The sequence below is a fragment of the Streptomyces sp. AN091965 genome, assembly GCF_022698285.1.
Lineage (GTDB): Bacteria > Actinomycetota > Actinomycetes > Streptomycetales > Streptomycetaceae > Streptomyces.
This window is the reverse complement of record NZ_JALDMY010000001.1, coordinates 1,100,583-1,125,154: the sequence shown is the minus strand read 5'-3', so window position 1 is coordinate 1,125,154 and position 24,572 is coordinate 1,100,583. Positions and strand designations below refer to the sequence as shown.

Sequence of the window (24,572 nt, the reverse complement as noted above, 5' to 3'; positions counted from 1 at the left end):
ATGAGACCTACTGGACGGTAGCCGCCCCCGGGTGTGCTCACAAGTGGGTCTCATCATGAAACCGATACGCTGGGCGAATGAGACGGACCTCTTTCGACAGCTGGCCCTGCTCCATCGCCCGCACCGTCGACATCCTGGGTGACGGCTGGACGCTGCTGGTGCTGCGCGAGGTCTTCTACGGGGAGTCGCGCTTCGACGGCTTCATCGGGACGCTCGGCATCGCCCGCAACACCCTCACCGACCGACTGCGGCGCCTGGAGAGCGCGGGCCTCCTGGAGCGCCGCGCCTACCAGAGCGACCCGGTCCGCCACGCGTATCTGCTGACGGACAAGGGCCGCGACTTCTTCGGCGTGCTCGCCGCGATCAACGCCTGGGGCGACCGGTGGCAGTCGGGGGAGGAGGGCGCGCCCACGGTCCTGCGCCACACGACCTGCGGCCACGACACCCGGGCCCGCGTCGTCTGCTCGTCCTGCGACGAACCCCTCCACCACGAGGACGTGACCGTGCGCGTCGGCCCCGGCTTCCCGTCCCGGCTGCTCGACGACCCGGCGGTGCGGGCCCGCTTCCCCGCCGGGGACGGCACGCGGGCCGCGAGCTGACCGCGCGTCACCCCTCTCAGTGCAGCTGACCGGGCTCGTAGCCACCGGCGGGCTGCTGGACCATGACGTTCCCCCGGTTGAAGGCGTTGATGAGCGCGATGGCACACACCAGGGCCGCGAGCTGGTCCTCGTCGTAGTGCTTGGCGGCGTTCGCCCAGGCCTCGTCGGTGACCCCGCCCGCCGCGTCGGCGATGCGGGTGCCCTGCTCCGCGAGCTCCAGGGCGGCCCGCTCGGCGTCGGTGAACACGGTGGCCTCGCGCCAGGCCGCGACCAGGTTCAGGCGCGTGGCGCTCTCCCCGGCGTGCGCGGCGTCCTTGGCGTGCATGTCGACGCAGAAGCCGCAGCCGTTGATCTGGCTGGCGCGCAGCTTCACCAGCTCCTGGGTGGCGGCGGGCAGGCCCGAGTCCGCCAGGGCCCTGTCCGCCGCGACGAGGTGCCGGGCGAACGCGGTGGCGACGGCGTTGGTGAAGAAGTTCAGTCGAGCGGTCATCGTGTGCTCCTGTGTCGTCGTTGCGCTGACACACCCTTGGACGAGACGGCCGGGCCGGTCTGTGACATCCGTACGTGTGACGGCCGTCTCACCTCCTGGCGGGCCCGGGCCGGGCGCTGCGATCCGGACGGCCGTGATGTGCGGCCCGGCGCTCCCGGACCCCGGCCGCCCCGCTCCGGAAAGGGCGCGTATCCGGCTGTCACAGAAGCGGCCGCTGCCTTGTCCTGTTGATGTGCGCACAGACGCACCGGCTCCACGGAGGTGCCGGCCGCACCCCGCGTCCGGGCGCGAGCCGGATCAGCGAACGGAGACAGTGATGAAGATCGTGGTCATCGGCGGTACGGGCCTCATCGGCTCCCAGGTGGTCGCGCGACTGCGCGAACGCGGACACGAGGCCGTGGCGGCCTCCCCCTCCACGGGCGTCGACACCCTCACCGGGGAGGGCCTGGCCCCGGCCCTCAAGGGCGCGGACGTGGTCGTGGACGTGTCGAACTCCCCGTCCTTCGAGGCCGGGCCCGCGCTCGACTTCTTCACGCGCACGGCCCGCAACGTGGCCGACGCGGAGCGGGATGCGGGCGTCCGCCACCACGTCGCGCTCTCCATCGTCGGCGTCGACCAGGTCCCCGACTACGGCTACTACCGGGCCAAAGTCGCCCAGGAGGAAGCCGTGCGCGGCGGCGGAGTCCCGTACAGCATCGTGCGCGCCACCCAGTTCTTCGAGTTCGTCGCCCCGGTGATGGACCTGTCCACCCAGGGCGGCGAGGTGCGCCTGCCCTCGCTCCCGCTGCGCCCGATCGCCTCCGCCGACGTCGCGGCCGCCGTCGCCGACGCGGCGCAGGGCGCGCCCTCGAACGGCGTGCGCGACATCGCGGGCCCCGAGGTCCACCGGCTCGACCGGCTCGGCGAGATCACCCTCGCGGCGAAGCCCGACGGCCGCTCCGTCGTCACCGACGAGGACGCCGGCTTGTTCGCGGGCTTCCCCGACGTGCTCACCGGCGACGACACGGTGCACACCGCCGCCACCCGCTACGAGGACTGGCTCCGGCAGCACTGACCGACGCCGACGGATGCCGCCCCGCGCTACGAGCGGCCGGTGCGCGCGCGGACCGACCGCTCGTACGCCCGCAGTTTGTCGGCCGCCAGGATCCAGTAGAGCCCGTCGATCCCGTCGGGCCCCACCGTGACGCTCACCAGGGCGACGGCGACGGCGTCCTGGACGAGCAGCAGGCTGGGGCGGCCGTTGGCCTCGACCAGGGCGTACTCGGCCCCGGGGAAGAACTTCTTCGCGAAGGCGCTGATCCGCGCCACGCGCCCGGCGCCCACGACCTCAAGCCGTGCCACGCCCCGCATGCCGTTGCCGTCCGCGTAGGCGACGACGTCGGCCGACAGGACGTCCTCCAGGGCGGCGACGTCCCCGTCGCGCGCGGCGGCGACGAAGGCTTCGAGGAGCCGCCGGTGCTGGGCCGCGTCGACGGGTTCGCGGCGCTCGGCGGCCAGGTGCTTGCGGGCCCGGCTCACGACCTGCCGCGCATTGGCCTGACTCAGCCCCAGCATCCCCGCGATCTCGTCGTACGCGTAGCCGAACGCCTCCCGCAGCACATAGGCCGCCCGCTCCACCGGGTTCAGCTTCTGCAGGACCAGCAGCACGGCCAGCTCGACGGCCTCGCCGCGCTCCGCGCCGACCTGCGGATCCACGCTGGTGTCCACGGGCTCCGGCAGCCACGGCCCCACATACGCCTCGCGGCGCACCCGCGCCGACTGGGCCACGTTGATCGCCAGGTGCGTGGTGACCTTCGCGAGGAACGCCCCCGGCGCGACGACCGTGTCCCGGTCGGTGCCCTGCCAGCGCACCCACGCGTCCTGGACCACGTCCTCGGCCTCGCTCACGCTGCCCAGGATGCGGTAGGCGATGCCGAAGAGCCGGGGCCGCAGCCGCTGGAACGCGTCCGCCGCCTCCGCCAGCGCGTCGTGGGGGAGCGCCCGGCGCTCGTCCATCGTGCCTCCGCAAGTGTCGACCGCCGTACCCCTCGGACGGGCCCCCGCCGGTACCGGGGCGGTCCGCTCACCGCGATCCTACGGTGATCACACGGGCAGGCCCGGGGGCCTGTCGTGTATCAGCCACGTATCAGGAAGCGCTTGATCGTCCATCGGATCCGGGCCCCTGCCGCGACGAGGCCGCCGTGTCCGGTGTCTGCCGTATCGTTCCTTTCGGGTCACCGGCCGGGCAGCCGCCGCCGGGACCGCCGTCGCCTCCCCGCCCACGAACAGGAGCCACCCGCCCGTGTCCTCGTCCGCGCCGCCCGCCGTACGCGTACTGCTGGTGGAGGACGACGACCTGATGCGCCGCTCCTTCACCGTCGCCCTGGAGCGCTACGGATACGCGGTGAAGGCCGCGCCCGACGGCCTCACGGGCCTCGAAGTCTTCCGCGACGAGAACTTCGACCTGCTGATCCTGGACGTGATGCTGCCCGGCCTCGACGGGATCGGCCTGTGCCGCAGGGTCCGCGAGACCAGCCTCGTGCCCGTCCTGATGATGTCCGCCCGCGGCGACGGCCTCGACGTCGTCGCCGGTCTGGAGGCCGGGGCCGACGACTACGTGGTCAAGCCCGTGGACACCTACGTCCTCGTGGCCCGCATCCGCTCCCTGCTGCGACGGGCGACCTACGCGCCCCTCCCGGCCCCCGGGAGCGCCACGGAACGAGCGCGGCCGTCCGAGGGGCGCACGCTGGTGTTCGGCGACCTGACCATCGACACCGCGGGCATGGAGGTGACGCTCGCCGGCGGCCCGGTGGCGCTGACCCCGACCGAGCTGAAGCTGCTCCTGGAGTTCGCCGCGCGCCCCGGCGTCGTACTGGAGCGGCACACCCTGCTGCGCGACGTGTGGGAGTACGGCTGGGACGGCGACAGCCGGGTCGTGGACCTGTGCGTGCAGCGGCTGCGCAGGAAACTGGGCCGGGACCGCATCGAGACGGTCCGCGGCTTCGGCTACAAGCTCCGGCCCTGAGCTCGTGCGTCCGCACCCCCGGCCCCGGCAGGGCCGCACCTCGCTGCGCTGGAAGATCGCCGCACTCGCCGCCGCCACCGCCTTCCTGGTGGTGGCCGTGGTGGGCGTACTCGTCCACATGTGGACGGAAGCCGACATCCGCGACCGGGCCCGGGCGCGGGCCCTGAACACGCTCTACTCGGCCATGGACGTCCACCGCCGCACCGGCACCCTGGCGGACGGCGCCGAACTCGATCCGGCCGCCCTGCCCGCGGCGCTCCGCCACCCCGCCGACGGCGACCGGCACGCGGCCCACGACGGGAGCGTCGAGGGCAACCTGGGGCCGAGCGTCTGGGCCGCCCAGCGCACCGGAGGCCGGGGCAGCCCCGTGCTCGCCGTGCGGGTCAACATGGGCCCGGAGCTGCACACCCTGCGCCGCCTCGACGCCACCATGGCGGTCGCCTCGCTGATCGCGCTCGCCGCGGCAGTCCCCCTGGCCGTCCACGGCGCCGGGCTGCTCGCCCGGCGGCTGCGGCGGGTCTCCGACACCGCGGGCCGCATCTCCGCCGGGGACCTCGACGCGCGCACCGGGCCCACCCAGGGCCGCGACGAGGTGGCCGAGATCGCCGCCACTGTCGACCGCATGGCCGACTCCCTCGGCGAACGGCTGCGCACCGAGCGCCGGTTCACCGCGGACGTGGCCCACGAGCTGCGCACCCCCGTCGGCGGCCTGCTGGCCGCCGCCGACCTGCTGCCGCCCGGCGAGACGGAGGACCTGCTCCGCGCCCGGGTGCGGGACCTGCGCGGCCTGGTCGAGGACCTCCTGGAGGTCTCCCGCCTCGACGCCGGGGCCGAACAGGCCGTCCGCGCCCGGGTGCCGCTCGGCGCCGTCGTCTCCGAGGCCGTGACGCGCACCGGCCACGCCACCGAGGTCCTCGGCGCCGGTCCCGCCGACGCACGGGGCGCGGTGGTGGGCCCGACCGTGGAGACCGACCCGCGCCGCCTGGAGCGCATCGTCAGCAACCTCGTCATCAACGCCCACCGGCACGGGGCCGCTCCGGTACGGGTCACCGTCGAGGCCCGGGCGGTCGTCGTGCGCGACCACGGCCCCGGCTTCCCGGCGGACCTGCTGCGCCACGGCCCGCGCCGCTTCCACGCGGGCGCGGCCGAGCGCGGCTCCGGCCACGGCCTCGGCCTGACCATCGCCCTGGGACAGGCCCGGCTGCTCGGTGCCGAACTCCTCCTGGACAACGCCCCGGACGGCGGCGCCGTGGCGACGCTGCGCCTGCCGGACTGACCACCGCCGCGGCCCGCCCTACAGAACTGCCGCACACCGGCGCGGACGCCGATACACGGTGGCTCAGGCCCCGATACGTTCCCCGGACACCCTTCGAAGTGCACTCGCCCGCACCCGAAGAGGAGCCCTGTTGACCGCCGACGCCCTTGCCCCGCACCCGACGCCGGGAATCGCAGCCGCCACCACCGACCTGTCGAAGGCCTACGGCAGCGGCGACACCCGGGTCGTCGCCCTCGACCGGGTCAGCGTCGCCTTCCGCGAGGGCGAGTTCACCGCGATCATGGGGCCCTCCGGCTGCGGCAAGTCCACCCTGCTGCACTGCGCCGCCGGGCTCGACACCCCGACCTCCGGCTCCGTGCGCGTCGGCACCACCGACCTGGGCACGCTCGACGACCGCCGCCTCACCCGGCTGCGCCGCGACCGGATCGGCTTCGTCTTCCAGGCGTTCAACCTGCTGCCGACGCTGACCGCCCTGGAGAACATCACGCTGCCCCTGAGCCTCGCCGGGCGCCGCCCCGACCCGCAGTGGCTGGACCGCGTCGTCTCCATGGTCGGCCTCTCACCGCGCCTCGACCACCGGCCCGCGCGGCTCTCCGGCGGGCAGCAGCAGCGCGTCGCGGTCGCCCGCGCCCTGGTCTCGCGGCCCGCGGTCGTCTTCGGCGACGAGCCCACCGGCAACCTCGACTCCCGCACGGGCGGCGAGGTCCTCGGCTTCCTGCGCGACTCGGTGCGCGAGCTCGGCCAGACCGTGGTCATGGTCACCCACGATCCCGTCGCCGCGGGCTTCGCCGACCGCGTGGTGTTCCTCTCCGACGGCCGCCTGGTCGACGAGATGACCCACCCGACCCCGGAGCGGGTCCTGGAGCTGATGCCGCGCACCACCGTGGCGAACCCGCGGACGTCGGGCGCACGCACCGGCTGAACCGGCCCGGCCCCGGACCGAACCCGCCCCACCCGCTCGCGGCCACCGAGCCCAAGCCCCCCGGAAGTCACCCATGTTGAGAACAGCCCTGCGCGGCGTCCTCGCGCACAAGGCCCGGCAGATCATGACCGCCCTCGCGGTCTGCCTGAGCGTCGCGTTCGTCAGCGGCGCCCTCGTCTTCGCCGACTCCACCGCCGCCGCCCACCGTGCCGCCGCGTCGAAGAGCTTCGCCGGAGTCGCGGTCACCGTGACACCGAAGACCTCCCCGTCCCGTGCCGCCGCCGACCGGGGCGCCACCGCGCTCGACGACGCCCTCGTCCGCAAGCTGGCGGGCGTACCCGGCGTCGCGGCGGTACGCCCGGCGGCCGACGGCTCGGCCACCCTGAACGCGGCGGACGGCACCCCACTTCGGGCCGGGAAGGCGTGGGCGAACCTGGCCGCCGCCTACGTGCCCGGCACAAACGGCGAGGACGGCCGCCACCCCCTGGCCGAGGGCCGCGCCCCGCGGAACAGCGGCGAACTCGCCGTCGACCGGGGCACCGCCGCCGCCGGGCACCTCCGCGTCGGCGACACGGTCACCCTCGCCACCGACGGCCCGGTCATGACCAAGCGGCTCGTCGGCATCGTCACCACCCAGGACACCCGGGTCACCGCGGGCGGCACCCTCGCCCTGTTCGACGAGGCCACCGCCCAGAGGCTGTTCGCGTCCCCCGGCCACTACACCGGCATCGACCTGTCGGCGGCGCCCGGCACCGCGGCGTCCGACCTCGCCCGGCGCGTCACCGGCGTCCTCCCCGCCGACCGCGCCGAGGTCACCACCGGCGCCGCCCGGGCCGCACAGCAGGCCGTCGTCGTCGACACCCTGACCCGGGGGTACGCGAAGCTGCCGCTGGTGTTCGCCGGGGTCTCGCTGTTCGTCGGCTCGTTCCTCGTCGTCAACACCTTCACCATGCTCGTGACGCGGCGCACCCGGGAGATCGCGCTGCTGCGGGCGATCGGCGCCTCCCGCCGCCAAGTGGCCCGCACCGTCCTCCTGGAGGCCCTCCTGGTCGGCCTCGTCGCGTCCACGGCGGGCTTCGGGCTCGGCCTCGGCGTCGCCTCGGCACTGCCCGACCTGCTGAGCACCGGCGGGGACCGGCTGCCGCACGGCCCGCTGGTGATCGGCCCGGCCTCCGTCGTCGCGGCGCTCGGCGTGGGCGTCGGCGTCACCGTGCTCGCCGCGTGGCTGCCGTCCCGCAGGGCGGCGCGGGTCGCCCCCGTCGAGGCCCTGCGCACGGCCGAACAGCCGTCCTCCGCCGCCCGGTCCAGGGCCCGCGGCGCGGTGGGCCTCGTGCTCCTCGCACTCGGCGTCGGCTGGCTCGTGTCCCTCTCCGGGGCGCAGGACGCGTCGGAGGACAACCTGCGGAGCGCGCTGACCGGCTGCGCCCTGCTCGTCGCCGGCCTGACCGTGCTCGCACCGCTCCTGGCCGTCCCCGTGATCCGGCTGACCGGACGGCTCACCGACCGCTTCGGCGTCCCCGGACGACTCGCCCGGGAGAACGCCCTGCGCGACCCCCGGCGCACCGCGGCCACCGCCGCGACGCTCATGGTCAGCACCGCGCTGGTCGCCGGTCTCGCCGTCATCGCCCACTCCACCGGGCACGCCCTCGACCGGCAGGCCGCGGCCGGGCTCGGCGCCGACTACGTGATCGGCTCCCGCACGTCCACGACCGCCGTCGCCCCGGCAGCCGTTCAGCGTGTGGCCGCGTCCCCCGGGGTGCGGACCGCGTCTCCCGTGTCGGACTCCACCGTCTTCGTCGGCGGCGGCGTCCGGGAGATCTCCGGCGTCGACCCGCACACCGTGGACGACGTCCTGAAGCTGACCTACGTCAGCGGCTCCGGCAAGGACCTCGGGCCGGGCCGGATCGCCCTCTCCCGCACCCTCGCCCGGGAACAGGGAGTGAGCGCGGGCAGCCGCGTCGACCTCCGCATGGGGCAGAGCCGCCAGGCCGAGCGGTACACCGTCGTGGGCGTCTACCAGGACAACCCCGTCGCCCGCGACGCGCTCGGCGTCCGCACGGAAGTGGCCCGGCACAGCCTCGCCCCCGGCTCCGTCCAGCGCGTCCTCGTCCGTACTGACGGCGGCACCGTCTCGAAGACCATGGAGGAGCGGCTGCGCACCGCCGTGGGCAACAGTCCGCTGCTGACCGTGCACGACCGCGAGGAACTCGTCCGCGAGGCCGCGGGCCCCCTGGCCGACCTGCTGAACGTGATGTACGGGATGCTGGCCATCGGCGTCGGCATCGGCGCGCTCGGCATCGTGAACACCCTGGCCATGTCGGTCACCGAACGCACCCGCGAGATCGGCGCGCTGCGCGCCCTCGGCATGGACCGCGCGGGGGTCCGGCGGATGATCCGCGTCGAGGCGGTCACCGTCGCCGCGTTCGGCACCGCGCTGGGCCTCGCGGGCGGCCTGTTCGGCGCCTGGGCGGTCGGCTCACTGGCCAACGGCGCGCTGGAGCAGTACTCCCTGCGGCTGCCCTGGGGGACGCTGCTCCTCACCTGCGCGCTGTCCCTGGCGGCCGGAGCGCTCGCGGCCGCCGTCCCGGCCCGCAGGGCGGCCGCCCTCAGCCCCCTGGAGGCCGTAGCGGAGGCATGACGTCCGCTCGGCCCGCGGGCGGGGGCGCACCCCGCCCGCGGGCCGCTCACCCGATGCGGGTCAGATGCGGCTGTCCTCGACGGCCGGCACCCGCGGGGTGGTGTTCACGTCCGCCGAGCGGGGGGCGCGCTGGGAACTCTTGGCGGCCGGGGACGGCTTGGTGCCGCAGAAGGCCGGTTCCAGGGTGTTCGTCAGACCCTGCGTCACCGCGCTGTTGTTGGACGCGTTGGCGAAGACCACGACCGTGCGGTCGCCCTCGCGCGTGGAGAAGGACTGCGTCTGGAAGCCCTGGACGATGCCGCCGTGGCCGTAGACCTTGCCGCAGGACAGCGCGATCTCGCGCAGGCCGAGGCCGTAGCTGACCTTCGCCGTGGGCGTGGGCAGCACGGTCGTCATCTGGCGCCGCGACGCGTCGGAGATCAGCTCGCCGGAGTCCCCGGCGAGGAGCGCGGTCAGGAAGCGGTCCATGTCGGCCGCGGAGGAGATGACGGCGCCCGCGCTGCCGACCCAGGAGCCGTTCTGCTTCGTGGAGTCGAGCAGCGGCTTGGAGCGGTCGTCGTTCGTCAGGTAGCCGGTGACGTGCGCCCCCGAGATGGTCTTCTTCGGGACGACGTAGGAGGTCTTCTTCAGGCCCAGCGGCTTGATGATCTCCTTGCGCAGCACGTTCGCGTAGGTGTCACCCGTGAGGTGCTCGATCGCCATGCCCAGCACGACGTAGTTGGTGTTCGAGTACGAGTACTTCGTGCCCGGCGCGCTCTGCGGGCCGTGCTTGACCGAGCGCGCCACGAGGTCGGCGGGCTTGTACACGGTGTTGCGGATGCGCTTCTCGAACGCGTCGGTGGTCTCCTCGCCCGGCTGCTCGAGGAGGTCGTTGGTGTGGTCGTAGATGCCGGAGCGGTGCTGCATCACCTGGCGGACGGTCATGTTCCAGTCCGCGGGCAGGGTGCCGGCCGGGAGGTACTCGCGCACCGGCTTGTCCAGGTCGATGCGGCCCTGGTCGGCCAGGCGGAGCACGAGGGCGGCGGTGAACATCTTGGTGTTGCTGCCCACCCGGAAGCGCCACTCGCCGTTCATGGGCGTGCCGTCGAGCTTCGCCTTGCCGACGGCGACGGTCCGGTCGACGCCCGGGGTGTCGTGGTCCCGGATCACCGCGAACGCGCCGGGCGCGCCCGCCGCGACGGTGCGCTCAAGGGCGGTCTGGACCCCCGCCGCGTCCGGCACCGGCTCCGCGGCCCGGTCGCCGGCCGACGCCTGGGCCGTGCCCACCGCCGCCAGCACCACACCGGTCACGGCCACCGTGGCCGTCCGTACGAACCCGCTTCTCACCATGGGAATTCCCCCAGCCTGCCTGCGTCTCGAAAATGGTCGGGGCCCGCAGGAGCCCACATGTGATCGAGATCGTATAGGGCGGAAGCATCGGGACGTTTCTGACGCGTCGTGAGGCCGGTGTCCGTTGGCCCGGCGTTGAGCCGGGTGCGGCCCTCCGGCCGCGAGAAGGCCTCCTCACCGCGACGGTGAGGAGGCCTTCTCGCGTGCCCGTCAGCCTTCTTGCAGGCGCGAGCGCAGCAGCTTCTTGCCGAGCTCGGCGCCCTTGCGGCTGTCGGCCTGCGCCTTGCGGAACAACTCCGCGACCTCGGTGTCCTTGGCGCGCTCCGCGTCGTGGACGTACGCCTCGAGCCGCAGGGCGTTGCTCAGGCACGCCTCGACGTACCAGACCAGGTTGTAGTCCTTGTCCCGCGTGCCGGTGACGTCACCGGTCTCGGTGCCGCTGGTCATGCCGGTCCTCCCTCGTGTCGTGTACTGGGGCTGTACTCGCAGCTGGGAGACCGTCGGGTACCCGGGGAGTCCTGGTGTACACGGCCTCGTACGGGAAGTTCAGTCGGCCGCGACCGGGCGGTAGCGCACGTCCACCGCGGCCGAGGGGTCGTCGCCGCCGAGCAGTTCGAGGCGTACGGGAGCGCCGCCGGGGTTGTCGAACAGCCGGACCCCGTCGCCGAGCAGCACCGGCGCGACGTGCAGGGCGATCTCGTCGATCAGGCCGCGCTGGAGCAGCTGGCGGCCGATCGAGGCGGAGAGGACCTCCAGGTTCTTGCCCCCGGCGGCTTCGAGGCCGATGCGGACCGCTTCGGCGACGTCGCAGCACAGGAACGTGACGCCGTCGGCGGGCTTCGCGTCCTCCGGATGGTTCGTGAGGACGAACACCGGTCCTCGCCACCGGCCGCCGTAGATGCCGCTGGTGTCGGGGAAGGCGTCCCAGCCGTCCCGGCCGCCCAGGACGGCGCCCGTCGTGCCCGCGTACTCGTCGACGAGGTCGGGGCGGAACGAGGTCCCCTTCATCCAGTCCACGGTGTGGTCGGGCCCCGCCACGAACCCGTCGAGGGACATCGTGAAGTGCCACAGCACCTTCCCCGCGGCGGTCTGCCGCTCCGTGCCCGTCGGCGATGACGTATCAGGGGTCTCGGTACTCCGCGGCGTCTGCGCGCTCGACATGATCGATTCCTCTCTGCAACGGCCCGTGCTTCTCTGGACCCGGCTCGCCCCCGAAACTCATCGCCGGACTCGCACGGGTTTTCCGCGCGTCGCCCGGACCGGTGGTTCCCCGGCCTCCCCTACGCGCTTTCGAGGCCGCTCCGCTCTACGCAGTGTCGGGGTCTCCCGGCGGGTCGGGAAGAGCGGAGAGGAGAACACCACCGTGCTCACAGTGTGGGGGTGGGTGTGCCTGGGGATCGGCGCGAGCGCCGCGGTCGGGATCGTGGCGAGCGCCCACGCGTACCGGGTCCGCGAGCGGGTGCGGCGTGACACGATGACGGCCGTGCTGCACGGTCTGTCACGCGGCGGCGGCTCCGCCGAGGTGACCGAACAGGACGGCGTCTCCTGGGCCGTCAAGGTCCGCGACGAGGAGCAGCGGTGAATGCCCGGACAGCCGGGGCAGCCCGTCGGCGCCGCGTTCGACGCCCTGTACAGGGACCTCCGGCCGAGGCTGCTCGGCAAGGCGGCCCTGGTGTGCGGGGGCATGCCCGCGCTGGCGCACGACGCCGTCCAGGAAGCGTTCTACCAGTGCTGGCGCCGCATGAACGACCCGGACGCGGAGCCGGTGCGCAGGTGGGAGGCCTGGCTCTCCACCACGGTGGTCCGCGAGGCGATCGACGTGTCCCGTCGCCACTCGGGCAGCATCCCTCTTGACGGCGTCGACCGCCCTGCCCGCGCCCCCGAGCCGGCCGCGCTCATGGATGTGAAGGAGGGCTACCTCAAGGTGTGCCGGGCGATCGCGCGGCTGCCCCTGCGGCAGCGCGAGGCCGTGGCGCTGCGCCATCTCGCCGGCCTGACCACGGCCGAGATCGCTCGGACGATGGGCATCGAGAAGTCGACCGTACGCGCCCTCCTGAGCCAGGCGCGGCGCACGCTGGCGCCGTTGTGGCAGGAGCTGCGGCGCCTGGGTCTGCTGGACGGGGAGCGAGGTGACGAGGAATGACACACCCTCAGGGCCTGCGTCCCGCCGGGCAGTCGGTCGAGCCCTCGACACCGGACGAGCTGTGGCGCGCGTACAAGGCGACGGGTGAACGGCTCATGCGGGACCAACTGATCCACTACTACATGCCGTTGGTGCGGTACGTGGCGGACCGCATGAGCGTCGGCGCGCCCACCCCTGTGGAACGGGCGGACCTCGTCTCCACGGGGATGTACGGGCTCCTCCGCGCGGTCGAGGGGTTCACCCTCGACCGGGGGGTCAGGTTCGAGACGTACGCGGTCATCCGCATCCGCGGGGCCATGGTCGACGAGCTGCGGAGACTGCGCCGGTGGTCGCCCGCGGGTGACGTGTCGCTGGAGGAGCTGCTGGACTCCGGCGTCGAGGAACGCGACCTGCTGGGCGCCGTGGCCGAGGACCCCGGGGCGGCCGCCGAGGACCGCGAGCTGCTGCGCCTGCTCGCCCACGCCGTCAACGCGCTGCCGGGGCGTGAGAAGACCGTCGTCACGCTGTGCTTCTACGAAGGCCTGCCGCGGGCCGAGGTCGCGGGCGTGCTCGGCCTGACGGCCCAGGGCGTCGACCGCCTCCGCACCAAGGCCCTCACCCGTCTGCGGGCGGCGCTCGCGGCTCCCGGCGAGGGCCCCTCCGGCGCGGGCGGCGACCTGGTGCGCGACATGCTCCACGAGACCGAGCGGGCCCTCTCCCGGGCGGTGGCCGAGACGGACACCGAGGACGCGCTGGCGGCGTTGTGGCAGCGGATCAGGTCCGACGGTCAGGTGTGAGCGGGGGAGGACCCAAGGGATGGGGGTGCCGTTCGGTGATGCGCCCGGGGCGGCGGAGGCCGGGGCGCTCGTCGATGCATCAATTCCGCCGCCGTACGCCACCGGCGTTCCGGCGCACGGCATCCGCGCAGGTCGTCCGAGGCCCGACAGGCGCGTCGGCGGCCGCGGGGCGAGGGGGCGGTGTCGCGCAGGCGGGGCGGGGATGCATCAACTCCGGCGAGGGCCGGGATCCGGTGCCACCATGCTGCGCAACGGGCGTGCGCCCGTTGCGCAGTTGGCCCCGTACCCTCCGTGGCGCGGGGCCCGGGAACATCAGCACTCCGAGATCCAGAGGTAGTTCATGGACAAGTCGCGTCGACGCCTGCCGTGCGTCGTCCCCACGCCCCCGGCCCGGCCCACCGGTGAGCAGACCGTCATCGTCGTCGTGGTGCTCGTCCTCGGGGCCGCGCTCGCCCTCGCCGGACTGCCCGTCGTCGTGATCGCCGAAGCGCTGACGGCCGCGGGCGTGGTCGCTGCCCAGCTGGCCCGGCGCGCCCCGCTCGCGCCGGCCGAGCGGTGACCGGGGCGGCCGTGGGGCGCCCGGAGCGGCCGGTGGCCACCGCCAACGCGCGCCTGGAGGAGCTGGCGGAGTGGCTGCGCGCCCAGCGGCACGCGGCGGGCCTGACCCACCGGGAGCTGGCGGGACGCTCCGCGCACGCCTTCTCCGACACCACGTTCTCGCGGGCCACCACCGGGACCCGGATCCCCCGCCTCCCGGTGGTGGAGGCGTACGCGCGGGCCTGCGGGGCCTCGGTCACCCACGCCCGGAGGCTGTGGCGCGCGGCCCGCTACGCCGAGCACCGGCACCGGAACCCGGGCGCGCGCGTGCCGCGTCCTGACCGCGTGTACGACAAGGGCGAGCTGATCCACGCCCTGCAGCAGCTCTACTACAAGGCCGGGGCGATGCCCATGGACGAGATGGAGCACCGTGCGGGGGACCACGGCGAACTGCCGCACAGCACGGTGCGGCGCATGCTGGCGGGCACGTCCATGTTCGACCTGCAGCAGCTCTACGCCTTCCTGCACGTGTGCGACGTGACGGGCAGCGCGTGGGAACAGTGGTGCCAGGCCTGGAAGCGCGTCAAGCGCCACTGCGAGGTGCTGCACGCCGCCGAGCGCGCCCTCCGGACCCACGCCCACGGCCGCCCGGGCCCGCGCGACGGGACCCGGTCCGCCGGGGCGCCGCGACGGGCCGCGGGGGCGCCGCGCGCGTTCCCTCCGGTGGCTCTGGCCATGCCGCTGTTCCGGCCGGCGCCGGTGCCCGCGGTGGCCCGGCCGGCGCCGCGCCCGTGCGCGAGGTCTACGTGAGCCGCCGCCCGGGAGCCTCCTCGGGGGCGGGCCCGGTGATCCGCTTCTCGAACCAGTGGTGGGCGTACGGCTCGTCGTTGAAGGCGGCGACCTCATCGAAGCCGTAGGCGCGGTACAGGCCGATCGCCGTCGTCAGGGCCTTGTTGGTGTCCAGGCGCAGCCGGTCGTGGCCGTGCCGCGCGGCCCGGTCCTCCAGCTCGGCCAGGAACCGGCGGGCGAGCCCGAGGCCGCGCACGTGCGGCGCCACCCACATGCGTTTGATCTCCGCGGGCGCGTCGGCGGGCAGCTTCAGACCGGCGCAGCCCACGGGTTCGCCGCGCAGCCGCGCGACGAGGAACACGCCGTGGGGCGGCCGGAGTTCCCCCGCGTCGGGCAGCAGGCTGAGCGCCGGGTCGAAGCCCGTCTCGAAGCTCTCCTGCATCTCGGCGAAGTACGACGTCAGACAGGAACGGGCGTCCGGGTGGCCGGGGTCGACGGCGTCGAGCGCGACCGTCGCGGCGGTGAGCAGCCGCTCCACCTCGGACATCGCGGCGACGAGCCTGCCGCGCTGCGCGGAGTTGAGCGGTTCGAGGAGGGTCCCGGCCAGGGTGTCGCTGTGCCGGTCGAGCAGGGCGCGCTCCGCGCGGCCCGCGGCGGTGAGCCGGGCGGTGCGGACCCGCCGGTCGAGCGGGTTCGGCCGTACGGCCACGAGCCCGTCGTCCGTGAGGGCGCGCAGCAGTCGGCTCAGGTACCCGGAGTCGAGCCCGAGCCGCTCCCGCAGCCGCCGCACGTCCTGCCCGTCGTCGTCCTCACCGATCTCCCACAGCAGCCGGGCCTCTCCGATGGGCCGGTCGAGGCCCAGGTAGTGGTCGTGGAGCACGCCCACGCGTTCGGTGACGGTGCGGTTGAAGCGGCGTACTCGGGCGATCTGTGCGTCGTCAGCCATTCTCTGACTTTAGTCAGGGGAGCCGTGCCGAGACGGGGGAACGGTGAGGTTCGGGGGCTCGGCGGGGCCGGTCCGGCGGCACGTGAGAGTCTCGGCGCCATGACGATCACGTACGAGTGGCGGGGCGACTTCGACAACGCGGCCGTCAACGCGCTGCACGCGGAGGGTTTCGGTCACCCGGTCCTGGACCTCGACTGGCTCGGCCAGGTGCACCGCCACAGCCTCGGCTGGGTCTGCGCGCGCGACGGCGGCGACCTGGTGGGCTTCGTGAACGTGGCGTGGGACGGCGGCGTGCACGCCTTCGTCCTGGACACGGTCGTCGCCACGGGTCGGCGGCGCTGTGGGGTCGGCGCCGGGCTCGTCGCCGAGGCCGCCCGGCACGCCCGGGCGGCCGGGTGCGAGTGGCTGCACGTCGACTTCGACGACGAGCTGGGGCCGTTCTACTTCGAGGCCTGCGGGTTCCGGCCCACGCCCGCGGGGCTCATCGCCCTCTGAAGGACCCACGGACGCGGCCACGCGATCGGGCGCAGCCAGGCTGCGGTCGGCACGCAGCAGTTGGCGCTGCACCTGTCGGCGAGTCCCCCCACGGCCCGGACCTCCGGGGCCAGGTCGGCGCGCCACTCCGCCGTACCGCTTCCTGGTGTCACGACGGGCCGAACCACCTGTCGGCGGCCCGCTCGAATCCTTCGAGGTCTTCGGGGCCGAAGTCACGGGCGCCCGCCCAGGCGATGACGCCGTCCGGCCGGACGAGCACGGCGTCCAGCCCGAGGTCGTTCCGCGCGGGCCCGGACGCGTACCGCAGTCGGCCCCGTCTGCCCGCCGCCGCGGCACGCAGACGGCGGCCGGTGCTGAAATCGAGCGCGACGCCCTGTCCGTCCCGCAGCAACTCGCCGAGGAAAGTGCCGTCCTCAAGACGGAACTCCGGGGCGTTGCGGCCGACCAGCGGCTGCTCGCTGCCGAGGTCGTAGCGGATCGACGTCCCCGACATCCGCTCGAACACCCGGGTCGTGCCGTCACGGGTCGCGAGCAGGTCGCGCAGCACCTCCCGGAGCGCCCAGCCGTGGGGGTCCGGCCTCATCACCGCCGCCTGGGCGCGCGTCCAGTCGAGCACCCGGGCGCCGACCGGATGCCGTTCGCGGGTGTAGGTGTCGAGGAGCCCGTCCGGCGCGTGGCCGCGCACGGACGCCGCGAGCTTCCAGCCCACGTTCATGGCGTCGCCGATGCCGAGGTTGAGCCCCTGGCCGCCGGCGGGGGAGTGGATGTGCGCGGCGTCCCCCGCGAGCAGGACGCGCCCGCGCCGGTACGTCGTCGCCTGCATCGCCCGGTCGGTGAACGTCGAGACCTGACGGACGGCGCCCAGCGTCACACCGGTGCCGGACAGGCGCCGCAGCACCGTCTGGAGGTGGCCGGCGGTCGGCTGCCGGGTCCGGTCGTACGCGCCGCCGTCGCAGTCCATCATGCCGATGTGCTCGTCGGACAGTCGGAGGTACATGCCCTGCGGCGTCAGATGGACCCCCCGGGGCAGCTCGTCGGGGCCGGTGACCTCGGCGACCATGACGTAGCCGGTGAACTGCGGCTCGGTGCCCACGAACGCGAAGCCCGCGCGGCCGCGCACCGCGCTGCGCCCGCCGTCGCAGCCGACGAGCCAGCGCGCCGCGTACGCCTGCTCGCCGGTGTGCGCGACCACGCTCTCGTCGTCCTGTACGACGTCCGTGACCGTGACGCCCCGCCTGACCTCCACGCCGAGCTTGTCCGCCCGCTCGGCCAGCACCGTCTCGACCGCTTCGAGGTTCGTGAACAGGCCGTCCGCCGCGGGCCCGGGGAGCCGGAACGGCAGGGCGGCGAGGTCGACCCCGGCCGGATCGAGCACTATCCCGGCGAAGTGGCCCACGCCACGGGGAGGTGACGGCCCGTCAGCGTCGACGCCCTGGTCGTGGACGCCCGACGCCTCCAGCAAGGGGTGCAGCATGCCGCGGCGGTGGAACGCCTCGGCCGACCCGGGGGACAGGCCCCGCGACCCGAGGGGGTGCGCCCGCCACGGCGATCCGGGTTCCGGCTCCCGTTCGAGCACCAGCACGGAGCAGCCCGCGAGGCCCAGTTCACAGGCCAGGAAGAGACCGACCGGGCCCGCGCCCACGATCAGGACGTCGTGCATGACGAGACTCCTCTGTCCGAAGGCGGTTTCCGGCGACGTGCCAAGGCTCCTGAGGGCCCCTCACACAGGGCACACGCGGCGCTGACGAGCGGGCGCACGGGCGTGGCCCTGATGTGAGGGACCGTCGGCGCGTGTGTGAGGATCGGAGGATGAGCGGGGGGACGCGGCGTCGTGTCACGACGGAGGCGCGGCTCCGCGCCGCGAGCGGCACGCGGCTCCGTGTGACGCTGCTCGGTGCCTTCCAGGTGTGCCGGGGCGACGCGGTCCTGCCCGTGCCGGGTACCCGGTCGCGGGACCTGGTCGCACGACTCGCCCTCGCGGGCGGCCACGCGGTCGAGGCGAGCGCCCTCATCGACGCGATCTGGGCCGAGGAGCCGCCGTCCGGTCCGGGCCACGCCCTGCAGGCCCTCGTGTCGCGGCTGCGCCGGACCCTCGGTTCGGCCGGTGCCGTCACGCGGCTCGCGGACGGCTACCACCTGGCCGTGGACGCGGCCGACGTGGACGCGCTGCGCTTCGAACAGCTGGCCGGTGCGGGCCGCGACCGCCTGCGTGCCGGTGACCTTCCCGGCGCGGCGAGCCTGCTCGGCGAGGCCGTGGCGCTGTGGGGCGAGAGCCCCGGCACGGAACCCGCGGCCGTCGCCGCGGTGGCGCCCGCCGTCGCGGTCCGGCTGGCCCACGCCTCGGCCGAGGCCGTCACCGACCTCGCCGACGCCGAACTGGCCCTCGGCCGTGCCGACGCGGCCGCCGCCCGCCTCACCACACTGCTCGCCGAGCACCCCGTCCACGAGCGCGCCGCCGCGCTCCTCATGGACGCGCTCGCCGCCCAGGGGCGCCAGGCCGACGCCCTCGCCCTGTACGAGCGGGTTCGCGAGAGCCTGGCCGACGCCCTCGGCACCGAACCGGGCGCCGCGTTGAGCGCACGCCACCTGTCGCTGCTGCGCGCCGAGCGGCCCGCCCCCGACACCACCCGAAGTCGGCGCGGCAATCTGCCCGCGCCGCTGACCAGCTTCATCGGCCGCGACGACGACCTGGCCCGGATCGACGCCCTGTTCGCCACCGGACGCCTGGTGACCGTGCTCGGTCCCGGCGGAGCGGGCAAGACGCGCCTGGCGGTCGAGGCCGCCCGCCGCCAGCGGCACGCGTATCCCGACGGCGTGTGGCTGATCGACCTCGCCTCCGTCACCGAGCCCGCGAAGGTAGGCGCTGCCCTGCTGGCCGCGATCGGGCTGCGCGGCTCGGCCCTGTTCGCGGCCTCGGCCGGGCTGCGCGGCCAACCCGCCGACGGACTCGACGAACTCGACGTACTGGCCGACCAGTTGGACGGCCGCGAGAGCCTGCTCGTGGTGGACAACTGCGAGCACCTGATCGACGCCGTGGCCCACCTGGTCACGGCGCTGCTGACCCGCTGCGCCGCGCTGCGGGTCCTGGCCACGAGCCGCGCACCCCTGGCGGTCGACGGCGAGGCGCTGGTCCCGCTCGGCCCGCTCGCCCTGCCCGAGCCGCACGAGGGGGCCGAACAGGTCCGCCGGGCGCCGTCGGTGCGCCTGTTCACCGAGCGGGCGGCGGCCGTGCGGCCCGGGTTCGACGTCCACGAGGGCAACCTCGGCGACGTGCTGCGCGTCGTCCGCAGCCTGGACGGCATGCCGCTCGCCCTCGAACTGGCCGCGGCCCGGCTGCGCACGCTCTCGTTGACCGGCCTGGCCGCCGGGCTCTCCGACCGGTTCCGGCTGCTCACCACCGGCAGCCGGACCGCGCTGCCCCGGCACCGCACGCTGCGCGCGGTCATCGCGTGGAGCTGGGACCTGCTCGGCCCGGACGCCCGCGCGGTCGCGGAGCGCGTCTCGGTCCTGCCCGGCGGCGTCACCCCGGCCTCGGCCGCCGCGGTCTGCGCGGGCACCGCGGTGCCCGCCGCCGAGGTCCCGGAGCTGCTCGCGGGCCTGGTCGACCGGTCGCTGCTGCACCTCGCGCCGGACACCGGCCGGTACCGGATGCTGGAGAGCCTGCGTGAGTACGGCCAGGAACGGCTGGCCGAGCAGGGCGCCCTGACCGGCGTGCGCGACCTCGCCGCGCGCCACTTCGCCGCGTGGACCGCCCGCCAGGACCCGCTGCTCCGCGGCGCCGAGCAGCTCGACGCGCTGCACGAGCTGCACGCCGAGTACGCCAACGTGCTCGCGGCCCTGCGTCACTTCTGCGCCACCGGCGACGCCGCGAGCGCGCTCACCCTCGCCCTGGACCTGACCTGGTACTGGCAGATGCTCGGGCGGCACGCCGACGCGGCCTACTGGCTGGCCGAGGCGGTCGCCCTGCCGGCCGAGGAGCCGAGCGTGCGCCGCGACGTCGCCGAAGGGCTGCTGGTGCTCAACACCCTCGTCCCCCGGGGCGGGGAGCGGGTCGGCCACTGGGCCGAGGAGCGGCGTGCGGGACTGCGGGCGCTCGTCGGCCGCCTGCTGAGCCGCCCGGAGCTGCTGAGCCGTCCGGACCTGCCGGGCCTCTGCGGCGTCCTGACCGTGGTCGGCCTCGCCCCTCTCGTCGGGACCGAGGTGCCCGTCACGGTCCTTGAAGAGCTGACCGAGGCGCCCGACGCGTGGACGGCCGGGACGGCCCGTCTGACGCGGGCCCATCTCGCCGAGAACGACGGCCGCTTCGAGGAGGTGGGCGGCGACGTGCGGGCCGCCCTCGAGTGCCTCACCCGGGCGGGCGACCGCTGGGGCCTGGCCAGGGCGCTGCCTCTGCGCGCGATGACGCGGCAGTACGACGGTGACCTCGACGGCGCCCTGGCCGACCTGAACGAGGCCAAACGGCTGGCTCGCGCGTTCGGTTCGCTCAGCCTCACCGACGAGGTCTTCGTCGAGATGCGCCTGAGCGACCTGTACGTGCGGCTCGGCGAGACCGCGCGGGCCGCCGAGACGATCGCCGTGGCCCGGGAGCGCGTGCTGCGCTCGGCGTTGCCCAGGACGGCCTTGCTGCTCGACGCCTGGGAAGCCGCTCTGTCGATCGGCACCGGAGCGCTGCCCCGGGCGCGCGACCTGGTCGAGTCGATCGAGGCCGCCCTCACCGAGCGGGTCCTGTTCGGCGGCGACCAGGGCCAGGCCGTGATCGGTGCCCTGCGGGGCGCGCTCTGCCTCGCACTCGGCGACGACCCCGGCGCCGAAGAGGCACTGGACCGGGCGTACGCCATGGCGGTGGGCAGCCGGGACATGCCGGTCGTGGCGATGGTGGCGGTGCCCGTGGCGGGCCTCGCCGCGCTGCGCGGGCGCTTCGCCGACGCCGCCGTCCTGCTCGGCGCGGCGGCCCGGCTGCGCGGCGCCCACGACCCCACCAACCCCCAGGTCAGCGGCTTGAGCGGCCGCGGCCGAGCGGAGCTCGGAGCCGAGCGCTTCGCCGCGGCGTACGAGAGCGGCTGGCGCCTGGACACGGCCGCGGCCCTGGCCCGGGTCGATCCGGCGCGGCTGTCCCGGGACGCGTGAGGGCCGCCAGGAACGACGTGGGCCACAGCGGCGGTCGCTCACCGGCCGCCGATCGCCCGCAGTGACGGCCCCGCGTGCCGCAGCCGTGGCACGAGGAGGACGGCGGCCAGGCCCAGGTAGACGTAGGTCAGGACGAGGCGGGCGCTCTCCGCGGGGAGCAGGAACTGGGCGGCGAAGAGGCCGAAGAGCGTGGCCGCCTCCCAGAGGCGGAAGCGCAGGTCCAGCAGGATGACGACGGCGAGCACCGTCTGGGCCGCCGTCAGCGCGACCTCGTCCACCTGGCGCCCCACGAGCGGCATCCCGAAGCCGCCGCCTCCCACGAGATACGCCACGGGCAACAGCCCGACCAGCAGCGTCCACTGGTTGACCTTGCTGGAGAGCAGCGCCCCGAGCCCGTCGTCCGCCCGCAGCCGCCAGGCGAAGACGACCGCGACGATCAGCTCGGGCGCCTCGGTGGCGAGCGGCGCGACCCACTGCACCAGCAGGAACCGGTCGACGCCGAGGGAGCTGCCCGCCGAGATCAGTGAGGTGGCGAAGGGCTCGGCGGCGGCGAAGATGACCGCGGCCGCGGCCACGAACAGCGCCGTGGTCGTCAGCCTGCGCCGACGCCGGGGGAGCGCGGCGAGGCGTGCGGGCACGCCCGTGAACTCCTCGTCGTCACCGGGGCCCGAACGGGCGACGCGCCACAGGTAGAAGCCGTACCAGGGGATGATGAGCAGCGGCACGTACCAGGCGATCTGCCGTGTCAGGGGCAGGACGAAGGCGAACACCGCGGCCACGGCGAGGAAGCCGATGTCCACGCGCCGGTGCGCACCCAGCGTGGTGCTCGCGACGGCCGGGCGGGCCCCGCTCCTGCGGGCGGCCAGATAGCCCGCGAGGGCGACGAGGGGCCAGCCCACACCGATCAGGAGCCGGTTGGCGCCGGTCATGTTCGCCGCCGCGTACGCCGCGTTGGCGGGGTCGCTGCCACCGGTGTAGGCGAAGTACAGATCCACGGCGTACTCCGGCAGGACGGCGATGAAGGCGAGCAGCGCCAGGGCGAGCGCGCCGGAGATGTCGGCGCGCGCGGTCTCCGCGGCCCACATCAGGAGCACGGCGGCGGCGAGCACGCCGAGGCCGAAGACCAGCATGCCCACGACGGGGCCGGGCTCGGCCCCGCCGAGCCGCAGCACGACGGCCGGGGCCGCGCCGAGCGCCACCAGCAGGAGGCGGCCGCGCACGGCGGGCGCCCGGGGCGGGGCGGAAGGGGAGAGCGAGGTCAGGGTCATCGCGGCCTCCGTGGGCGATACCAGGGGGAAGGCGTCCGGCCGTCCTCCCGGTTGCGGGAGGGAGGGCTTTCCGGCACCCCTCCACACTCCCTGCGCCCCACCCGGAACACGAGGTATGTTCGGGAGCAGCCATGGTCAAAAACGGACAACCCCTTGCGGCGCCGATCAGCGACATCAGCTACCGGAACCCGCACTGCCCGGCCCTCGGCATCGACGTACGGACCCTCGCCGAGGAGCGCGCCCACGCGCCCGAGCAGGGCGGCGCCGGACCGCAGCGCCTGGACTTCCACCTGCTCGTCCTGGTCACGCGGGGACACGGCACCCACATGGTCGATTTCGTCGGCCACGACTGCCGCCCCGGCACCCTGCTGTGGATCAGGCCCGGCCAGGTCCACGCCCACGCCCGTGAGCCGGGGCTGCGCGCCCGCCTCGTCCTGTTCACGCCCGACTTCCCGCCGCCCCTGCGGACCGGCCCGCTCCTCGACGACCCCTTCGCCGCCGCGCACTGGCGCACGCGGGGCACCGACCTCAGGGACCTCACGCGTCTCACCGAGCTGCTGGCCGGCGCCCACGACACCTACGAGAGGGGGGCGCGTGACCTCGGCACCGATCTGCTGCGCCACACCCTGGCGGCGCTGCTCCTGCGGATCGCACTGCTGCCGGAGCCGGAGGGCGAGCCCGTCCCGCCCGGCCCGGGCGAGCTCTTCGGCCGCTTCCGCGCGGCCGTGGAGGAGGGCTTCGCCGCCGAACGCTCCGTGGCGGCGTACGCCGCCCGCCTCGCCACCACGCCCAAGACGCTCACGCGGGCCTGCCTCACCGCGACCGGGCGCCCCGCGAAGGTCGTCATCGACGCGCGGGTGGCCCTGGAGGCCAAGCGGCTCCTGGTCCACACCGATCTGAGCGCCGCCGCGATCGGGCGCCGCCTGGGCTTCGACGAGGCGGCGAACTTCGGGAAGTTCTTCCACCGGACGACGGGGTGGACGCCCGGGGACTTCCGGACGGCCTCGGCGAGCGGAGCGCCTCAGGCCCCGCACCGCGGGGCGCCCCCGGCCCCGGCCCGGCCCGGTGGCTCCGTCCGGAGCGGCTAAGCGGTGGGACCCCCGCCGCCCTCGTGTCCGTCCACCGTCACGACGATCTTGCCCACCTGGCGGCCCGCCTCCATGTAGCGGTGCGCGTCGGCGATCTCCGTCAGCGGGAAGGTGCGGTCCACGACGGGCTCGAAGGCGCCCGTGCCGAGGCCGGAGGCGACGAACGCCTCGGCGCGGCGGAGCCGTTCGGGCACGGTGGTCAGCTCGTGCAGGGTGTAGGTGCGGATGTTCAGCGCGGGCATGCCGAGGTCGAAGCCGGGGTAGGGGGTGACCTCGCCGCTCAGTGCCCCGTACAGGAAGAGCGTGCCGCCGGGCGCGATGACCTTCGCCAGGTCCACCACCCCCGGACCGGCGATGGCGTCGAAGACGAACTCGGCGCCCCGGCCGTCCGTCAGCGCGCGCACCCGCTCGACGACGTCCTCTTCCTCGGTGACGACGACAGCCGCGGCACCCGCCTGGAGGAGTGCCTCCTTCTTGGCGCCGGTGCGGGTGGTGGCGATGGGCACGGCCCCCACCCTGCGGGCGATCCGGATCGCGGCGAGGCCCACGCTGCTGGAGGCCGCGGTCAGGACGACGGTGTCCCCGGCGCGCATCCCGCCGACCTCCACCAGGGCTCCGTACGCCGTCAGATAGGGCATCCACACCGCCGCGCCCGCGACCGCGTCGAGGCCCTCGGGGCGGTGCAGCAGCGCGGCCGCCGGGACGAGCGCGCGCTCGGCGTAGACGGCGTAGTCGTTCATCGAGAAGGCGGGCACCACGCTGACCGCGTCGCCGGTCCGAAAGCCCGTCACCCCGGTGCCGACGGCCTCGACCACGCCCGCCGCCTCCGCGCCGAGCCGCGCGGGGAACTCCCTGACCGTCTCGATGTAGTGGCCGCCGCGGAACAGCACCTCGGCGCGGTTGAGCCCGATCGCGTCCACGCGGATCAGCACCTCACCGGCGCCGGGCGCACCGATCTCCACGTCCTCGATCCGCAGCACATCAGCCCCGCCGAACTCGTGGAACCGCACCGTCCTGGCCATCACGCGCCGTCCTTCCCCCGGTTGAGGCACCGCGCCGTGCGGCACCGTGGATCACCCAAGCCGAAAGTACGACGACTGTCAAACTTCGATGGTCGTCGTACTACGTGAACGCCCTCCGTAGTC

General features: G+C 74.7%; 22 protein-coding genes and 1 pseudogene. 14 read left to right on the top strand and 9 right to left on the bottom strand.

Annotation, left to right across the window (positions count from 1 at the left end):
* The first annotated feature begins 77 nt into the window (after positions 1 to 77).
* Positions 78 to 599 carry a winged helix-turn-helix transcriptional regulator gene (locus MQV74_RS04260; protein ID WP_242714666.1) on the top strand — a complete coding sequence of 174 codons (522 nt, stop codon included), beginning with the start codon at positions 78 to 80 and terminating at the stop codon, positions 597 to 599.
* 16 nt (positions 600 to 615) lie between these two features.
* On the opposite strand, the gene MQV74_RS04255 is transcribed toward MQV74_RS04260, so the two are convergent.
* Entirely contained in the window at positions 616 to 1,089 is a 474-nt protein-coding gene (locus tag MQV74_RS04255; protein WP_242714665.1) for a carboxymuconolactone decarboxylase family protein, read from the bottom strand.
* 316 nt (positions 1,090 to 1,405) lie between these two features.
* On the opposite strand from MQV74_RS04255, the gene MQV74_RS04250 reads away from it, so the two are divergent.
* Positions 1,406 to 2,143: an SDR family oxidoreductase gene (locus MQV74_RS04250; protein WP_242714664.1), complete on the top strand. Its 738-nt coding sequence runs from the start codon at positions 1,406 to 1,408 to the stop codon at positions 2,141 to 2,143.
* 26 nt (positions 2,144 to 2,169) lie between these two features.
* Here the strand turns inward: MQV74_RS04250 and MQV74_RS04245 are convergent, their stop codons facing one another.
* Complete coding sequence (locus tag MQV74_RS04245) at positions 2,170 to 3,084, bottom strand: sigma-70 family RNA polymerase sigma factor (protein WP_242714663.1); 915 nt, start codon at positions 3,082 to 3,084, stop codon at positions 2,170 to 2,172.
* Positions 3,085 to 3,427: 343 nt separating this feature from the next.
* On the opposite strand from MQV74_RS04245, the gene cseB reads away from it, so the two are divergent.
* From cseB to MQV74_RS04225, 4 genes are all read left to right on the top strand, one after another.
* A complete protein-coding gene (cseB, locus tag MQV74_RS04240) occupies positions 3,428 to 4,093 on the top strand; it encodes a two-component system response regulator CseB (RefSeq protein WP_242728501.1) in 666 nt (221 codons plus the stop codon).
* Positions 4,094 to 4,097: 4 nt separating this feature from the next.
* Positions 4,098 to 5,369 carry a HAMP domain-containing sensor histidine kinase gene (locus MQV74_RS04235; RefSeq protein WP_242714662.1) on the top strand — a complete coding sequence of 424 codons (1,272 nt, stop codon included), beginning with the start codon at positions 4,098 to 4,100 and terminating at the stop codon, positions 5,367 to 5,369.
* 130 nt (positions 5,370 to 5,499) lie between these two features.
* The gene (locus MQV74_RS04230) at positions 5,500 to 6,291 is read left to right on the top strand and encodes an ABC transporter ATP-binding protein (RefSeq protein ID WP_242714661.1); all 792 of its coding nucleotides are present in this window, start codon (positions 5,500 to 5,502) and stop codon (positions 6,289 to 6,291) included.
* Between the two features lie 73 nt (positions 6,292 to 6,364).
* A complete protein-coding gene (locus tag MQV74_RS04225; protein ID WP_242714660.1) occupies positions 6,365 to 8,929 on the top strand; it encodes an ABC transporter permease in 2,565 nt (854 codons plus the stop codon).
* A 60-nt stretch (positions 8,930 to 8,989) separates the two neighbouring features.
* On the opposite strand, the gene MQV74_RS04220 is transcribed toward MQV74_RS04225, so the two are convergent.
* From MQV74_RS04220 to MQV74_RS04210, 3 genes are all read right to left on the bottom strand, one after another.
* Positions 8,990 to 10,258: a serine hydrolase domain-containing protein gene (locus MQV74_RS04220; protein WP_242714659.1), complete on the bottom strand. Its 1,269-nt coding sequence runs from the start codon at positions 10,256 to 10,258 to the stop codon at positions 8,990 to 8,992.
* A 210-nt stretch (positions 10,259 to 10,468) separates the two neighbouring features.
* Positions 10,469 to 10,705 (bottom strand): hypothetical protein, encoded by a 237-nt coding sequence (locus tag MQV74_RS04215; RefSeq protein WP_242714658.1) that lies wholly within the window; start codon positions 10,703 to 10,705, stop codon positions 10,469 to 10,471.
* 99 nt (positions 10,706 to 10,804) lie between these two features.
* Entirely contained in the window at positions 10,805 to 11,419 is a 615-nt protein-coding gene (locus tag MQV74_RS04210) for a dihydrofolate reductase family protein (RefSeq protein ID WP_242714657.1), read from the bottom strand.
* 202 nt (positions 11,420 to 11,621) lie between these two features.
* Between MQV74_RS04210 and MQV74_RS04205 the strand changes: the two genes are divergently transcribed.
* The 5 genes and pseudogenes from MQV74_RS04205 (at position 11,622) to MQV74_RS04185 (ending at position 14,524) form a co-directional block, all read left to right on the top strand.
* Positions 11,622 to 11,840 carry a hypothetical protein gene (locus MQV74_RS04205; RefSeq protein WP_242714656.1) on the top strand — a complete coding sequence of 73 codons (219 nt, stop codon included), beginning with the start codon at positions 11,622 to 11,624 and terminating at the stop codon, positions 11,838 to 11,840.
* Entirely contained in the window at positions 11,841 to 12,401 is a 561-nt protein-coding gene (locus MQV74_RS04200) for an RNA polymerase sigma factor (RefSeq protein ID WP_242714655.1), read from the top strand.
* Positions 12,398 to 13,021, top strand: a pseudogene (locus MQV74_RS04195) (sigma-70 family RNA polymerase sigma factor); the annotation flags it as partial. The gene MQV74_RS04200 and the pseudogene MQV74_RS04195, both read left to right, overlap by 4 nt.
* 496 nt (positions 13,022 to 13,517) lie before the next feature.
* Positions 13,518 to 13,736 carry a hypothetical protein gene (locus MQV74_RS04190; protein WP_242714653.1) on the top strand — a complete coding sequence of 73 codons (219 nt, stop codon included), beginning with the start codon at positions 13,518 to 13,520 and terminating at the stop codon, positions 13,734 to 13,736.
* Positions 13,737 to 13,768: 32 nt separating this feature from the next.
* On the top strand, positions 13,769 to 14,524 hold the full coding sequence (locus MQV74_RS04185) for a helix-turn-helix domain-containing protein (protein ID WP_242714652.1): 756 nt from the start codon (positions 13,769 to 13,771) through the stop codon (positions 14,522 to 14,524).
* Here the strand turns inward: MQV74_RS04185 and MQV74_RS04180 are convergent.
* The gene (locus MQV74_RS04180; RefSeq protein ID WP_242714651.1) at positions 14,517 to 15,449 is read right to left on the bottom strand and encodes a bifunctional helix-turn-helix transcriptional regulator/GNAT family N-acetyltransferase; all 933 of its coding nucleotides are present in this window, start codon (positions 15,447 to 15,449) and stop codon (positions 14,517 to 14,519) included. The genes MQV74_RS04185 and MQV74_RS04180 overlap by 8 nt on opposite strands.
* 99 nt (positions 15,450 to 15,548) lie before the next feature.
* Between MQV74_RS04180 and MQV74_RS04175 the strand changes: the two genes are divergently transcribed.
* Positions 15,549 to 15,944 carry a GNAT family N-acetyltransferase gene (locus MQV74_RS04175; protein ID WP_242714650.1) on the top strand — a complete coding sequence of 132 codons (396 nt, stop codon included), beginning with the start codon at positions 15,549 to 15,551 and terminating at the stop codon, positions 15,942 to 15,944.
* 148 nt (positions 15,945 to 16,092) lie between these two features.
* On the opposite strand, the gene MQV74_RS04170 is transcribed toward MQV74_RS04175, so the two are convergent.
* The gene (locus tag MQV74_RS04170) at positions 16,093 to 17,604 is read right to left on the bottom strand and encodes an FAD-dependent oxidoreductase (protein ID WP_242714649.1); all 1,512 of its coding nucleotides are present in this window, start codon (positions 17,602 to 17,604) and stop codon (positions 16,093 to 16,095) included.
* 149 nt (positions 17,605 to 17,753) lie between these two features.
* Between MQV74_RS04170 and MQV74_RS04165 the strand changes: the two genes are divergently transcribed.
* Complete coding sequence (locus tag MQV74_RS04165) at positions 17,754 to 21,071, top strand: BTAD domain-containing putative transcriptional regulator (protein WP_242714648.1); 3,318 nt, start codon at positions 17,754 to 17,756, stop codon at positions 21,069 to 21,071.
* A gap of 38 nt (positions 21,072 to 21,109) precedes the next feature.
* On the opposite strand, the gene MQV74_RS04160 is transcribed toward MQV74_RS04165, so the two are convergent.
* On the bottom strand, positions 21,110 to 22,339 hold the full coding sequence (locus MQV74_RS04160) for a hypothetical protein (protein WP_242714647.1): 1,230 nt from the start codon (positions 22,337 to 22,339) through the stop codon (positions 21,110 to 21,112).
* Between the two features lie 131 nt (positions 22,340 to 22,470).
* Here MQV74_RS04160 and MQV74_RS04155 point away from each other — a divergent pair, with 131 nt between their 5' ends.
* Positions 22,471 to 23,427, top strand: a complete 957-nt coding sequence (locus MQV74_RS04155) for a helix-turn-helix domain-containing protein (protein ID WP_242714646.1) — start codon at positions 22,471 to 22,473, stop codon at positions 23,425 to 23,427.
* Here the strand turns inward: MQV74_RS04155 and MQV74_RS04150 are convergent.
* Positions 23,424 to 24,449 carry a zinc-dependent alcohol dehydrogenase family protein gene (locus MQV74_RS04150; RefSeq protein WP_242714645.1) on the bottom strand — a complete coding sequence of 342 codons (1,026 nt, stop codon included), beginning with the start codon at positions 24,447 to 24,449 and terminating at the stop codon, positions 23,424 to 23,426. The genes MQV74_RS04155 and MQV74_RS04150 overlap by 4 nt on opposite strands.
* Between the last annotated feature and the right edge of the window lie 123 nt (positions 24,450 to 24,572).